Raw genomic sequence first — 14,337 nt, 5'->3', positions numbered from 1 at the left:
TCCCGCACCTATTCCCAGACCAGCGCGCACCACTCGCCGTCGATAACACGGCGGGGCTTGGGCAGGCACTGGGCCATGTAGGCCTCTTCCACACTGTCGGCCTGAATTTCAAGCAGGCCCGAAAGCACGAGGCACGCGCCGGGCTTGCAGGCCCACACAATGCGCTGCGAAAGGTCGATGAGCGGGCGCGCCAGAATGTTTGCCAGCACCAGATCATAGGTGCGGCCCTCAAGGGCATCTATGCTGCCAAGGCCAACCTCAAAGCCTTCAATGCCGTTAATGGCCCTGTTTTCAATGGCATTTTCAACGGCAAGCATGTCGATGTCATAGCCTTCGCCGGTGAGGCCGCTCTTGCAGCAGGCAATGCCCAGCACGCCAGAACCCGTGCCAAGGTCGAGAAAATGCTGACCAGCCTTAACGCGGCCCGATTCCACAAGGTCGCTCAGCACAGTCAGGCACAGGGCAGTGGTGGCATGGTGGCCCGTGCCAAAGGCGCTTTTGGGCTCGATGACAATTTTTTCCCGACCGGGAAAATCCGTGCTGTCAGCCAGCCAGGGGGGCAGCACCACAAAACGGTTGCCGCAGGGAACCGGCGTAAAAAACTGCCGCCACGCGGCCAGCCAGTCCTGATCCTCCAGCGTGGTCAGCGTGCATTCCGCAGTGGGAATACGGGCCTGCATGTCGCTTTGCAGATTGTTGATAAATTCGGGGTTTTCGCAATGCACGCGAAAGCGGGTTTCGCCCGTGGGCAGGGTTTCTTCTTCCCAGCCAAAGGGCACGCCCAGGGTCAACAGGCCGGTGGCGCGGTCTGCGTCTTCTTCGGCCACAACCATTTCAAAACGAAAAATTTGCTTCATAATCCTCTCGCTCGGTGTTTGCAGTGGGGCCACGGGCACGCCCACCGACCTGCAAACCATGCCAGACTTCCTTGGCCGGGTCGAGTCCCCCGCCGAGGCCGTAACAGCGCTTAAATCATATCAAATCAATAAGTATTGCCATATGCCGTAAATGCGGGTATAGTAACCAACTTATCAATGCCTTTGTATTCCCCATCGCAAGGAACATCCATGTCTGACCTCCAAAGCCCGGCCCAGGCCGCCCCGGAATCAGGGCCGCAACTTTCGGCTGCGCACGCCGCAGAACTTGAAAGCCTGCTTGAACGCATCCGCACCGATTTTGAGGTGGATTTCGAACCGCTGCATGTGGACGAAAATCCTCTTGAGGTGCTTTCCATACAGAACATGAGCGCGCATCTGGACAAACTGCTGCAACGCAAGGCCATTCACGATCCGCTCAAAGATCTGCCCCTGTGGGCAAAGCTGTGGCCCGGTTCCTTTGTGCTTGGCCGCCTGCTGCGCAAGTATGAGCCGCAGGGCAAAAGCCTGCTCGAACTTGGCGCTGGCTGCGGCGCGCTCAGCCTTGTGGCCGCGCGTTATGGTTTTGCACGCGTGGTGCTGAGCGACGTGGTGGAGCAGGCCCTGCGCTTTGCCAGGGCCAACGTGCTGCGCAACGGCATGGGCGACCAGATCGAGGTTACGCACGTGGACGTGACCGCCCCAGGCCGCGACCCCCGCTTTGCCAGCGGTTTTGACATTATCGCCGCCTCTGAAATTCTCTACCTCGACGATCTGCACCGCCCACTGGTCAAATTTGTAGACCGCCACCTGGCCCCCGGCGGCAAGGCGTTTTTCTGCACCGATGTGGCCCGCGCCAAGCCCCACTTTGGCAAGATAGCGGCCAAGACCTTCAAGATTACCGAAGGACGCATTGGCGTGAAATCTCAGGACGAAAACGGCGAGGAACAGCGCCGTCTGTACAGCATTCTGATTCTGGAGCGGCCATGAGCGAGAATTTGCCCCACATAACCCTGGCCCCCTGCCCCAAGGGCTACACCCGCGACCTCGACAAAGCCATGAGCCCCGCGCAGACCATTGCCCGCGTGCGCGAGCGGCTTGATTCGTCGCGGCTTGATATTTTGTCAAAAACGCGCCGCGTGGATGTGGGCCGCCTGGGCATACCGGTTTTTCTGAGCGTGTGCGGGGCCGATGCCCGGCGCATCATGCCCACCCGCAAGCAGATGGGCAAAGGTTCCTCTGCCGAGCAGGCCGAGGCTTCGGCCCTGATGGAACTGATGGAACGGTTTGCGTTTTTCAGCTTTTGGGAAGAACTTCCCCACATGGTCAGCGCCACATGGAGCGAGGCCGAGGCCCGCTTTGGCAATGATCTGCTGCCCCTCGCAGACATGCTGCGCTCGGTGGACGACAATCTTGCGCCAGAAGACGCCCGCCGCGTGCTTGACCTTACACGCTGGCAGTTCTACCCCGCCACCCGCCTGCTGGACGGCAAAACCGTGTGGCTGCCACTCGACTGGTTCAAGCTGCTTGGTGAATTCAACGGAACCTCGGCTGGCAACAGCCGCGAAGAATCGCTGCTTCAGGGCCTGAGCGAACTGATCGAACGCCACGTGTGCTGCCGCGTTGACCGCAACCAGCCCACCACGCCCACCATCGACCCGGCATCCTGCGCCTTTGATCCCGTGCTGGCCGGGCTGCTGGCAGCCTTTGAGCGCGAGGGCGTGCGCATTGTGCTGAAAGATTTTTCGCTCGGCATGCCCCTGCCCACGGTTGCCGCCGTGGCCTGGGATCCCAAAACCTTTCCCCATACTTCCGAAATCGTCTACACGGCTGGCACGGCGGCATCACCGGCCAAGGCGGCAATCCGCGCGGTTACCGAAGTGGCCCAGCTTGCGGGCGATTTTTGCACCCGCGCCTGCTATGAGGCTTCTGGGCTTTCCAAATACACGGCCCTTGAGCAGATCAACTGGCTTGTTGAAGGCCCCACCGTAGCCCTCACCAGCCTGCCCAGCGTGGAAAATAACGACATCTGCGAAGAGCTGCTTACAGCTTTGCGCGGCCTTGCCCCGCTGGAACTCTATGCGGTTGAAACCACCCACCCGCGTCTGGGCATTCCCACCCACTACAGCATTGTGCCGGGCCTGCAATTTCGCGAGCGCGACCGCAACCAGAGCCTTGGGCTCTTTGTGGGCCGCAAACTGGTGGAAGAAGCCGATGCGGAAACCGTGCTGCACGGCCTGAACGTGCTGGAATCCTGCTACCCCGGCGCGCATTTTTTGCCTTTTTTTGAAGGCATGCTTGCCCTGCGCGCAGAAGACTTTGACACGGCCCGCAGCGCCTTTGCCACAGCCGTGCCCCTGCAACCCGATGCTGATTCCAAGGCTCTGGCCGCGTTTTATCTTGGCTATGCAGACACGCTGCAATGCCGCTGGCAGGAGGCCCTGCCCGCACTGGCCGCAGCCGCAGAGCTTTGCCCGGATATGAAGGAATACGGCAATCTGCTTGGTGTGGCCCACTTTAAAACCGGCAACTACGCCCAGGCCGCAGAAGCCTTTAAGGCTGTGCTGCGCGTGGATAAAGGCTCTGCCATGGATCTGGCCAATCTGGGCCTGTGCGAAAAATTCATGGGCAATGCCGAGCAGGCGCGGGAATATCTGGGCGCGGCTCTGGAGCTTGACGCAAGCCTTGATTTTGCCCGTAAGCATCTGGCTGAACTGGACGACTAGACAAATCTTACAGGCTGAGTGCGCATAGCCGATGGCAACGCCCTATTCTGCGCCGGAATTTTGCTGCCCACGTACCAGAGTACGCCCGCTCAAAATTCCGGCGCTTCTGTTCCCCATAAAAAATCCAGCACAAGCAGCATAAGCAGTACAAGCATTTATCTGAAATTATTATAGAAATGCGAATTTTGCCACGTTTTGACTGTGGGGGTATACCTGTATTCACCCCAAGCGGAACCGCCGGGCCCGCCCGCATGAAGATTGAAATCCTACGGCGGCAAAGGTTTGGCAAAATGGAGTGACACCGTGAGCTTTGCAGTCAAAGAAATATTTTATACGTTGCAGGGAGAAGGCTTCCACGCAGGCCGCCCCGCTGTCTTTTGCCGTTTTTCGGGTTGCAACCTGTGGTCGGGGCGCGAAGAAGACCGTCAATTTGCGAAATGCACGTTTTGCGATACTGATTTTAACGGCGCGGCAGAATCGGGCGGAAAATTCGAAAACGCCCAAACGCTGGCCAGAGCCATATGCGCCCATTTTCCCTCTTATGCACATTCGGGCTATCGGCCTTATGTTGTTCTTACCGGCGGCGAACCCGCCCTACAGGTTACGGACGAGCTGGTGTGGGAGCTGACCCGCCACGGCGTACAGGTTGGCATGGAAACCAACGGCACACTAGCGTTGCCCGACGGGCTGGACTGGATAACGGTGAGCCCCAAGGCAGGAACAGAGCTGGTTGTCACACGCGGTAACGAGCTGAAACTTGTCTGGCCCCAGGCGGGCATGGCTTTGCAGGATTTTGAACATCTTGAATTTGAAAATTTTTTTCTGCAACCGCGTGATTATGCAGGGCAGACGCAGGCAACCGAAGAGGCTGTGCAAGCCTGCCTCCACAGGCCCCTGTGGAAACTGAGCCTTCAGACCCACAAGTTTATCGGCATTCGTTAGGAGACAGTATGGATATTTACGTTTCTTTGTCATTCGACGCAGCGCACCGTTTGCCTGCTGTGCCAGCCGGGCATAAATGCGGCAATTTGCACGGACATACGTTTGCGGTTGAAGTGTACGTGCAGGGAGATGTGGCACAAGACACTGGCTGGGTTGCGGATTTTGGCGACATCAAGGCAATTGTGAAGCCCTACATTGATCAGCTGGACCACACGTATCTGAATGATATTGCGGGCCTTGAGAATCCCACCAGTGAAAACATAGCCGTATGGATATGGCGCAAGCTTGAGCCTGAGCTCGCGGGACTTTCAAAAATCGTGGTCAAGGAAAGCCCCACTTCTGGCGCTGTGTACACGGGCAAATAGCGACCAGTGCCGCTGAGCACCCGCTGAGCCCCCGCAGACCAGTAAAAGCAAGGCCGCCCAGTGCTGGACGGCCTTTGAGCATTATTGGGGCGGACATCAAGCAGTTTTGCCCAACGGCCTGCTTTACGGTGTCAGCAATAAAGGCAGTTTGGGAAAGCTGAAAACTTCTACCGCTGCAATCGGTTTCTGCCGCGCGGCCCAGGGCAGAACGCGCCAGCCGCTGCACAACATTCTTGCGGCAGCCGCCCTGTCTACTCCCAGAAAACCCTTGTCATTACTTCGCACTTGCCCACCATGCCCGGCTCAAACTGCTTGCCCTCAGCATCGCTGATGACAACGCGCACCGGCACATAAAGCTGGGGGCTGGCCGCAGTTTCCTTAGCGGGCGCAGCGTCCTTGCTGCCCGCATTGGCACTGGCGGGCAGGGGCTGCGGCTCCAGCCGGTCATAAATCCGGCCCTCAAGCTTCAGGCCGCCTTGCAGGCTGACGGCGCATTTTTGCCCTGGCTTGAGCGCATTGGCCTCATCCTGGCCAAAGTAGGCGATGATCCAGAAAGATTTTTGCGCTTCCTTGCCCTCTGGCAGCAGCAGTACAACGGGATCCCCCCGCTGCACATTCTGCCCCGGCATGGCCATACCGCGCAGAATACGCCCGTCTTGCGGCGCGTACAAATTGCCATCCACCACTTGTTGCGGGGCCGCGTTCATGGCTGCCCCCAGCGCCCCGGTAACATATTGCGGCGCGTAGCGGTTGCGCGAGGCCATCTGCTTGTAGCGCAGGGTTTCATCGCGCACGCGTGCCAGCTCCTGATCCATGGCGGCCCGCACCAGGCTTACCTGCTCAAACTCAACCATGGCCCTTTCCTTGGCAAGGCGGGTCTGCATTTCTGCCTGCCTGGCGGCGGCATAACGCGCGGAACCAACCGCGTGTTCGCCCCCCTGGCTGTCGAGGGTACGCAGGGCGAGCTGGGCGCGCACATGCTCTGCCACGCGTTCTTCGCGATTTTTTTGCTTGAGGTCTTCCTCATGCCGGGCAAGGGCAATGCGGTGTACCATCTCCTGCTCGGAATTCTGCGCCTGCTTGAGACGGGCCGCTGTTTCCTCCATGCCGGGAGGCCCCATTACCCGCAGGCCTGCGGCCTCGCGCCCGGCCTCGGCCATGCGTCTGGCATACCCGCTGACATCCAGACGGGCAACCACCTGGCCTTTTTTGACGCGGTCGCCCTCTCGTACCGTCACGGCATCCACCCGACCGGGAAATTCGGACGAAACAGCGTAGACCATGCCGTCCAGCATGGCCCAGGTGCTTGTTACACGGCCAGCCTCAATCCACCACCAGCCGCCAGCTGCCAGAAAAACGAGCACCCATATGGGCAGCAGACGCAAAAACTGGCGCCCATGCTTTTTCAGCGGGGCCTCTGGCATTTGCAAATAAATCGGTTCAGGCATGGCTTGTCCTGTGGTGTTGGTGCATTTTCATGACATTCTCATAAAAACATGCAGATACCGTACCATCCTGAGCGCAAGGCTCTTTACAAGCCGCACGCAGACGCTTACAAAGTCAGCATTCACGGAGAGTGCGGCTTCTTGCCGTCAAAACTCCGCCAGGGAGCTGACACACACCATGTTCTTATCAAGAATTTTCGCCCTGCTCTGTCTGGGCGGCCTGTTAGCCGGCTGCGGCACTACCCGCCCCGTGGTTGTGGTAGAAAAAGACGAATTCATAAAGATGGCGCACAACATGCCCAAGGAACTACAGGCCCGCGACCTGTTGGACAAGGACGGCTCATACACGGCCCCCATGTCCTTCAAGGGCCTGAAGGACTACGGCGAAATTCTGTACACCCGCCTTTCGCCCTCGTTTATGCTGCAAAATGATGCCGCGCACGATGTCTACCTTGGGGAGACATTTGCCGCCACCAAACTGCCGGACAGCCGGGTGCAGCACTTTCCCAACGGTTTCAGCATCAATCATGCCACCCAGAAGCTCAAAGTCAATATGGTTGGCATAGCCGACTGGAACGGGGACGGCCAGGACGAATGGATAGTTTCGTGCTTTGTGGAGCCCAAGCGCGGTGGGCGCACCCGCATCTACTATGTGCTGGTTCCCCCGCCGCTCAATAACGAGGAAAAACTCAAGGGCACGGTTGCTGCGGTGTATGAATGCTTTGGGCTTTCATGCACGCTCTATGTGCGCGACAGCAAGGTTATTCAGCGCGATGCGGCCGACCCGCTTGTTCCGCCCACAGAAATCCACGACGTGGTTCCCGGCCTGCAACCCGTGACCACGCCGCCCAACAAAAGCGCGCCCAAGAGCGGCGGGCTGGAAGAACGCAGCCTGTAAAAATCTGGCGCTCGATCATACTGCCTGAAATTGCTTCCCAAGGCCGCTGGTTACAAAAACCGGCGGCCTTTTTATGTGCAGTGTGCAACCGCTGCCCAGGGCCAGCCGCACAAGGCGCAGGCAGATGAACGCAGCCACGGGCAGACACGGGCAGGCAAAGAAGACGCGGGATGGGCATGGCTGACAGCGCAGTTTTTGCGGGCGCATGTCCAAGCAATACGTGTTAAACAGCACACACCTGAACAGCATGAACTGGACAGCATGCAGCCAGAAAGCATGCAGCCAGAAAGCATGCGGCCAGACACTACAAAACAGGGCAACGCAAAGCGGGCCAGCACACGCCCCGCAACACAAGGCGAAACAAAAAGCTAAATGCCACAGCTGGCAGCTGCGCCGTTTGGTTACACACGGTGGAGCACAGGCCTGCGGTGTGGCGCTCAGGCCATGTGCAGGCCTGCTACCGGCCAGTGGCTGCCCGCCGCGCCGCCGTTTCTGCGGGCGCGCACAAGGCAATGCGCAGCGGAGCAGACAAAATAAAGAACCCCGCCAGGGCAGGGGTTCAGCTCACAAGAGCCTGCTTCCCTGCCCCGGCGGGGCAAAATCACATCAAGTTAAGCTGAATAAGCTTACTTGAAGGCCTTTTCAAAGTTGGGCACAACCTGCTTTTTGCGGCTCATCACGCCGGGCAGCCACACGGACTCGCCTTCGGCCTTCACGCCAAAAGCCTTTTCCACCACGGAAGGATCGTCAGAAACGATCAGCATTTCAGAGCCTTCCTTCATGATGTCGGTCAGCAGCAGGAACACGCTGTGACGGCCTTCGGCCTTCACGCGGGCGATTTCGGCCTGGAGGCCAGCCTTGACGGGTTCCAGAATGGAGAGGTCAACCACTTCCAGCTGGCCGATGCCAACCTTGTTGCCGCCCATGTCGAAGTCCTTGTAGTCACGGAAGACCAGGTCCTTCATGGGGGTGCCATCAACGGCGCTCTTGACCTTGAACATTTCCATGCCCAAGGCCATCACGTCGCTCACGCCAGCAATCTTGGCCAGTTCTTCAACGGCCTTCTTGTCGGCGGGGGTGCAGGTGGGCGACTTGAAGATAACGGTGTCGGAGAGAATGGCGCACAGCATGCCGCCAGCGATGCTCTTGGAAATTTCCACACCGTAGAAGTCAAACATGTTCTTCAGCACGGTGCAGGTGCAGCCCACGGGCCAGATCCAGGCTTCGAGGGGAGCAGAGGTGGTCACATCACCAAGCTTGTGGTGGTCAGCGATGCCGAGCACACAGGCGGAATCCATTCCCTTGGGGGCCTGAGCCAGATCGGAATAGTCCACCAGGTACAGATTCTTGCCAGCCACGTCGGCAACAACCTGGGGAGCGGTAAGACCGAACTTCTTGAGCACGAATTCGGTTTCAGGCGTGGGCGCGCCCTGAGCGGCAGGGGTAACGTCCAGACCGCGCTTGCTGTACAGGTCGGCGGCGGCAATGGCAGAAATGATGCTGTCGGTATCGGGATTCATGTGACCAATAACTAATGCGGACATGACAGGCTCTCCTTCCGGGATTTGTTTGGGTATAGCGGTTCAATCTGACCGCTTTGTTCTCTTTAGCACAAAGTCCTGCTCATGCCAAGGACTTCAGGCAAAAAAACCCGACACAGATTATTTAGCATTTAACTATGAAAGATTAACTACTTGAAAACAAAGGAAATCTAAAACTTCGTGAATTTTTTATTTTTTGGTAGCCTTGGGATGCGCCTTGTCATAGGCCTCCATAAGATGCTCAAGGCTCACCTGTGTGTAGCGCTGGGTGGTGGTCAAACGGCTGTGGCCAAGCAGCTCCTGCACGCTGCGCAGGTCTGCCCCGGCTGTGAGCAGATGCGTGGCAAACGAATGCCGCAGGCTGTGGGGCGATACCGTAAAATCAAGCCCCGCCCTGCGGCACAGGCGCTCCACAATGCGTGCGGCCTCCCGGCGGTTGAGGCGCGAACCGCGCGAGCCCACAAACAGGGCCGGTTCGTCGGGCAGAGCCATGAGGGGGCGCTCGTCAAGCCAGCTTTTGAGGCTGTCGCACGAGGTGTCTGAAAGCGGCGCGAGCCGCTGACGCGAGCCCTTGCCCATAACCCGCAGCACCCGCGATGCCAGCTGCACATCATCCATATCAAGGCTCAGGGCCTCTGAAATACGCAGGCCAGAACCGTACAACAGCTCAGCCAGGGCCAGGTCGCGGCAAAGCAGGCGCTCGGCCTCGGCGCTTTCCGCCCCAGGCTGCCCCGGCTTATGTTCCGTATCCAGCAGCGCAAAGGTTTCGTCCACATTCAGGGCGCGGGGATGGCGCTTTTCCTGCCGGGGATTGCGCACCTGTGCTGCCACGTTTTCTGTCACTGCGCCGCTGCGCTGCTGAAAACGAAAATACGAGCGCGTTGCAGCAAGCTTTCTGGCCATGGAACTTTTGGCATCGCCAAGGCGGAACAGCCACGCCAGATAAGCCTGAATATGCCGCTTGGTGACGGTTTCGGGCTTTCCCAGGTCGGCATCCTGCCCGCGCAAAAATTCGGCCAGCTGCGCAAGATCGCTGCCGTAAGCCTTGAGCGTGGCTGGTGACGCCCCTTTCTGCACTTCCATCCAGACCAGAAAAGCATCTACAAAAAGCTTTGCGCGGTCTGGCGCAGGCGTGGGCGGGTTCTGTCCCTTGCGTACGTCCTGTCCCTTGCTCATGGCACGGCCTCGTAGCGCGCGCCGGGCAAACGCCGAATCTTGCCCAGCATCTCAAGCCCCACAAGAGCGGCATTGGCCGCAGCAGCGCTGAGCCCTGCGGCATCGGCCAGAATATCGGCATGGGTAGGGCCGTGCTGGCGCAGATACTCAATCAGCCCCTTGTTGTCGCCAGTGCCAGCCGCGTTTTCCGCAGCTGCCAGCTCGGTGGCATTGAGGGGCGGGGCTGCGGGAACATCCGCCGGGGGCGCAGGCGCGGGAGCAACGATTGCAGTACCAGCGCCATTCACGGCAGCAGGCTTTGCAGCTGGCCCCCCTGCTGGGGGAGGCGCGGGCACATCCTCCTGCAAGCCTGCCTCCTGCTCTGGAACACTCTGCTCGTCGATGCCAAAGGGCCGCAGCTGTTCGGCCAGATCGCGCAGCACGTCCTCTGCGCAAAAAACGGCGCGCGCACCCTGACGCACAAGATCCTGACACCCCAGGCAGTGGGCATCCAGCGCTGGCCCAGGCACGGCATAAACCTCGCGGTTTTGCTCCAGCGCCAGCCGCGCAGTTATCAGGCTGCCAGAGCGTTGGGCCGCCTCCACCACCAGCACCCCCAGCGAAAGCCCGCTGATGATGCGGTTACGGATGGGGAAATTGCCCGCATGCGGCACTGTGCCTGGCGCAAATTCAGATATCAGCAGGCCATGGCGCTCCATGGCGTCAAAGGCCGCCATGTTGTCCGGTGGGTAGAGCACGTCAATACCTGTGCCCAGCACGCCGATACTGCGTCCCACCCGCGCAAGGGCGGCCTCGTGGGCAACCCTGTCTATACCAAGGGCCATGCCCGAAACAATGGCCATGCCACAGGCCGAAAGGCAGCGGGCCATATATTCGGCCACCGACCTGCCGTGCCGGGTAGCCTTGCGCGAACCCACCACGGCAAAGCCCGGCGACTGCAAAAGCGAAAGATCCCCCCGGCAGTACAACACAAGAGGAGCATCAATTATGGAACGCAACAAGGCGGGATATTCGGGGTCTGTCCATAGAACGACTGCGGCGGAGAGATCGCGGGCGCGGTCCCATTCTTCCCTGGCGGTTACACGCCAGGAACCTGTAGCAAGTTCGGCTGCCTGCCCCTTGTTGACCCCCGCCTCGCCCCACTGCTGGCGGGCCTGAACGGCGGCGTAGGCCGAACCAAAAAACCTCGCAAGGCGCGCAGCAGAGCGCGCACCCAAACCCCGGCAGTGCCGCAGGGCAAGGCTGGCCCAGTATTCCTTGCGGGCGGCTTCGTCCATAAAGGCCCAGCTTCTGCCCTGTTGGGTCATGCCGCCCCCGCTGCCGGGGCCAGAACCCGCGCACAGCCCATTCTAACGGGCCAACCCGCGCGAACGGGCAATGCCAGCAGCCTCGGATGTGGGAAACTGTGACAGAAGTTTTTTATATGCCTGGGCTGCGCCTTCCTTATCACCCATGCGGCTCAGGGTCATGCCGGTTTTCAGCAGGGCATCGGCATTTTTGTGGTGGCTGGGCCACTGGCTGTTGACCTTTTGAAACTGCGCCAGCGCTTCGCCATACTTGCCCTGGGCGTACAGGCCCTCACCTATCCAGTATTCCGCATTGGCGGCAAAGCGTCCCTGCGGGTACTCCTGCAAAAATGTCTGAAACCGGCTGATGCTCTCGCTGGCGCGGCCAGCCATGGCTGGCTGCAAGGCGGCCTTGTAGGCGGCTTCTTCACCCTTGCCGCTCTTGGGCAGGGCGGCGGGCTGGGCAGCAGGCAGGACGGCGGGGGCAGAAGCTGTTGCAGAAGCTTGGGCAGAGGCGGAAGCTGCGGCGGGTGCGGCCAAAGCCGGTGCAGCCGAAGCAGCGGGCGCGGGGGCAGCCTTGGCTGCGCCCTTGCCCTTGGCCCCGTTTTTGGCTGCCGGAACGGCGGCTTCGCCAGACAGGGGCGGCAGCCCAAGGCCAGGCATCTCTGGCGGCAAAGCAAGATCTGATTGCGGAACCACAGGCACGGGCACATCGGTATTGCCACCCGCCGCAGCAACAGGCGGCAGCATGGGCTGCACCGCTGTGGCAGGCTTGCCGGATGAGGCGGCCTCTGGCGGCAGGGCAAATGAGGTTGCGGCAGCACTGCTGCTTGCGGGCATAGCCGCAGGCCTGCCCTCGGCCTTGGCGGCCCTGGCTTCTGCCTTGGCAGCCTTGGCCTCGGCCTTGGCGGCTTCGGCGGCAGCCTTGGCCTCGGCCTTGGCGGCAGCCCTTTCATCCGCCTTGGTAAGGGGCTTTTGCGCCGGGGCAGGCATGGGAGCAGCCGTGCCAGCAACTTGCGGTGCTGGCGTCATTTCGGGCTTTGCAGCCTCGCGCTGGGGCGCGGCGGGAAGGGGACGAATGGTGGCCGCCGGATCGTTGGCCGTATTGCTGCCCCCAGTGCCAGCACTATTGGCAGGCGCGCTGGCGGCTGCGCTTGTGGAAGCTACCGCAATGGACGGCCTGCCGCTGGCCTGTGGGGCCGCAGGGGCCGCAGGAGCGGGGCTCTGCGGGGCCGCGTGATCGGGGGCGGGCACTGCCACTGGCCCGTGCGCACTCAGCTGGGCCTCTGGCTGCGCCGTGGCAACCCCTGCGCTTTTGTAAGGCTGCGGAGGAAGAATGGGCACAACGGTCATGCCGGTTTTTTGTCCGCCACGGGTGCGCACTTCGTAAACCCTGTTATTGAGCTGGGCAACCTGGGTATCAAGAGTGTTGACGCTCTGCTCCAGCGTGCGCAGACGGTGGTCGGTTTCACGCAGCAGTTTCTGGTTAGTTTCGCTGGACGATTCGACCTGACGCACCTTGTCTGAAGAAGCGCACCCCGCAGCCAGCGCAAGGCAAGTCAGCGGTACAACGATCAGTGTTTTCATTCCAGTCTCCAGCACAAGAGTATTCGTGCGTTGAAATATCTTTCAATGCGTCAAAAAACCCGCAACAGGCTTTCATCATACTTATTGGCAACATGGCAATTTTTTGCTGCACAGGGCGCATACATGCAAACCGCGTGCGCAGCCAAGCTTTCTTGTGCCTCAACCCCGGCCATATTTCAAGAACTCTTGCGGCGGCAGCGTTTTTCAGGCAAGAACAGGCTTGCTTACGCTATTGCAGCACAACAGTTACGGCCAACCGGGGCATTACGGCGCTGAAAAGGCTGCTGGGCAGCCTGCCGAATGCGTCTTGCAGCCGGGTATGACGCGGATTTTTATCCGCCAGGGTACGGGCTGCACGTTTGCCCGCACTGCGGACAAGCCCGCGAGAACATGTATGAACCGTTCCTATCCGGCATCAAGCCATACCGGAGGCGAAGCCTGATGAATTTTTTCCAGGAAATGGCAGCGACCCTGACCACTTGGATGGACGCGTTGCGGCATCTTGGACAGTCCTTTCCCTTGGCGCGCATGGGCCTTGACGCCCTGAGCGTGGCCCTGCCGCTGGCCGCCCTGCTGGCCTTTGTGGGTCTTAACTTCATGTCGGCCACCGCACGGGGGCTGGCTGTTACGCGCAAGCGCGCCTCGTATGAAAAATGCGCACGCCAGCTTGCCCTGCTTGCCCTGCTGCTGGGCTGGCTGCTGCTTATCTGTGGCCGGGTATGGCTCTTTTTTACCCAGGGTTCCTATACGCCAGATTCACTTTCAGACTTCATGGTCGAAATGAGCTGGGTCATGCTGGGGTTGGCGGTGCTGTTCAACAGCCTGTACTTTGCCCTGTGGAAGTTTTTGCTCAAAATGCCCATGCTGCATGTGGGGCTGGGCGTTGTAAGCGGCATTCAGGCCTGCATTGCCACGGCTGCCTCGCTGGCCGCCGCACGCATGCTTACGGCTCTGGCCCGGCCCGATGCAGATATGCTGACTCTTGGGCATATCTATGTGCCGGGTTTTGGCACGCCATTCTGGTGCGCCATTTTCTGGGCGCTGCCGCTCACGCTGGCGGTGGCGGGCGGCATGGGCGCGTTCTGGCTTGTGCTGCGCCGCAAGTACGACGACTTTGGCCGCGACCACTACAATACCATGCTGCCCTGGTGCGCCACGTGGGCGCGCAATGCCTGGGCCATTTTTTGGGTAATTCTGCTGGCCTCGTCCGTCTTTGATGTGCAGCGCGAATGGCAAAGCGACACCTTTACCGCCATTGATGCAGTGCTGGAAAGCGTCGAACTGCTGCTCTGGCTTGTGCCTGCCCTGCTCTGGACACTGGTGGGCCGCAGCGCAACACCCATGCGCCACAAACTTACCCTGCTGGCCGCCCTTGTGCTGGCGGTGGCGGTTATGCTGCCATTTTACATGAACATGACCGAAATTACCCTGCCGGTATATCTTACCGACGGTATCGAATAAAAGCATGCCGCACGGCTAAATCCCCTTGCGGTTGCCTGTATTTGCAAAAAACCCCG

General features: G+C 60.0%; 12 protein-coding genes. 6 read left to right on the top strand and 6 right to left on the bottom strand.

The features are described 5' to 3' along the window. Positions 1–8: 8 nt before the first annotated feature. Entirely contained in the window at positions 9–857 is an 849-nt protein-coding gene (locus ACE3NW_RS07495; protein WP_374281999.1) for a 50S ribosomal protein L11 methyltransferase, read from the bottom strand. Positions 858–1,067: 210 nt separating this feature from the next. On the opposite strand from ACE3NW_RS07495, the gene ACE3NW_RS07490 reads away from it, so the two are divergent. The 4 genes from ACE3NW_RS07490 (at position 1,068) to queD (ending at position 4,887) form a co-directional block, all read left to right on the top strand. Continuing rightward, positions 1,068–1,844, top strand: a complete 777-nt coding sequence (locus tag ACE3NW_RS07490) for a methyltransferase (RefSeq protein WP_374281997.1) — start codon at positions 1,068–1,070, stop codon at positions 1,842–1,844. Continuing rightward, positions 1,841–3,580 carry a YcaO-like family protein gene (locus tag ACE3NW_RS07485; protein ID WP_374281995.1) on the top strand — a complete coding sequence of 580 codons (1,740 nt, stop codon included), beginning with the start codon at positions 1,841–1,843 and terminating at the stop codon, positions 3,578–3,580. The genes ACE3NW_RS07490 and ACE3NW_RS07485 overlap by 4 nt, the downstream gene beginning before the upstream one ends. A gap of 303 nt (positions 3,581–3,883) precedes the next feature. Further along, complete coding sequence (gene queE / locus ACE3NW_RS07480; protein WP_374281993.1) at positions 3,884–4,522, top strand: 7-carboxy-7-deazaguanine synthase; 639 nt, start codon at positions 3,884–3,886, stop codon at positions 4,520–4,522. A gap of 8 nt (positions 4,523–4,530) precedes the next feature. Then, on the top strand, positions 4,531–4,887 hold the full coding sequence (queD, locus tag ACE3NW_RS07475; protein ID WP_374281991.1) for a 6-carboxytetrahydropterin synthase QueD: 357 nt from the start codon (positions 4,531–4,533) through the stop codon (positions 4,885–4,887). A 251-nt stretch (positions 4,888–5,138) separates the two neighbouring features. Here queD and ACE3NW_RS07470 read toward each other — a convergent pair whose 3' ends face one another. Then, positions 5,139–6,335, bottom strand: a complete 1,197-nt coding sequence (locus ACE3NW_RS07470; RefSeq protein WP_374281989.1) for an HlyD family secretion protein — start codon at positions 6,333–6,335, stop codon at positions 5,139–5,141. Between the two features lie 175 nt (positions 6,336–6,510). Here ACE3NW_RS07470 and ACE3NW_RS07465 point away from each other — a divergent pair, with 175 nt between their 5' ends. Further along, positions 6,511–7,230, top strand: coding sequence for a hypothetical protein (locus ACE3NW_RS07465; RefSeq protein WP_374281987.1), 720 nt, complete (start codon positions 6,511–6,513; stop codon positions 7,228–7,230). Between the two features lie 626 nt (positions 7,231–7,856). On the opposite strand, the gene ACE3NW_RS07460 is transcribed toward ACE3NW_RS07465, so the two are convergent. The 4 genes from ACE3NW_RS07460 to ybgF form a co-directional block, all read right to left on the bottom strand. Continuing rightward, positions 7,857–8,774, bottom strand: a complete 918-nt coding sequence (locus tag ACE3NW_RS07460; protein ID WP_374281985.1) for a manganese-dependent inorganic pyrophosphatase — start codon at positions 8,772–8,774, stop codon at positions 7,857–7,859. A gap of 186 nt (positions 8,775–8,960) precedes the next feature. Beyond that, entirely contained in the window at positions 8,961–9,947 is a 987-nt protein-coding gene (locus ACE3NW_RS07455) for a tyrosine recombinase XerC (RefSeq protein WP_374281982.1), read from the bottom strand. Beyond that, positions 9,944–11,254 (bottom strand): DNA-processing protein DprA, encoded by a 1,311-nt coding sequence (dprA, locus tag ACE3NW_RS07450; RefSeq protein WP_374281980.1) that lies wholly within the window; start codon positions 11,252–11,254, stop codon positions 9,944–9,946. Before dprA ends, ACE3NW_RS07455 begins: the two co-directional genes overlap by 4 nt. Positions 11,255–11,296: 42 nt before the next feature. After that, positions 11,297–12,820: a tol-pal system protein YbgF gene (gene ybgF, locus ACE3NW_RS07445; RefSeq protein WP_374281978.1), complete on the bottom strand. Its 1,524-nt coding sequence runs from the start codon at positions 12,818–12,820 to the stop codon at positions 11,297–11,299. 441 nt (positions 12,821–13,261) lie between these two features. On the opposite strand from ybgF, the gene ACE3NW_RS07440 reads away from it, so the two are divergent. Then, on the top strand, positions 13,262–14,281 hold the full coding sequence (locus ACE3NW_RS07440; RefSeq protein WP_374281976.1) for a hypothetical protein: 1,020 nt from the start codon (positions 13,262–13,264) through the stop codon (positions 14,279–14,281). Positions 14,282–14,337: the final 56 nt, after the last annotated feature.

The sequence above is a fragment of the Desulfovibrio sp. genome (assembly GCF_041907885.1).
Lineage (GTDB): Bacteria > Desulfobacterota > Desulfovibrionia > Desulfovibrionales > Desulfovibrionaceae > Desulfovibrio.
The sequence above is the reverse complement of the archived record's forward strand: the minus strand, read 5'-3'. Positions and strand labels throughout refer to the sequence as shown.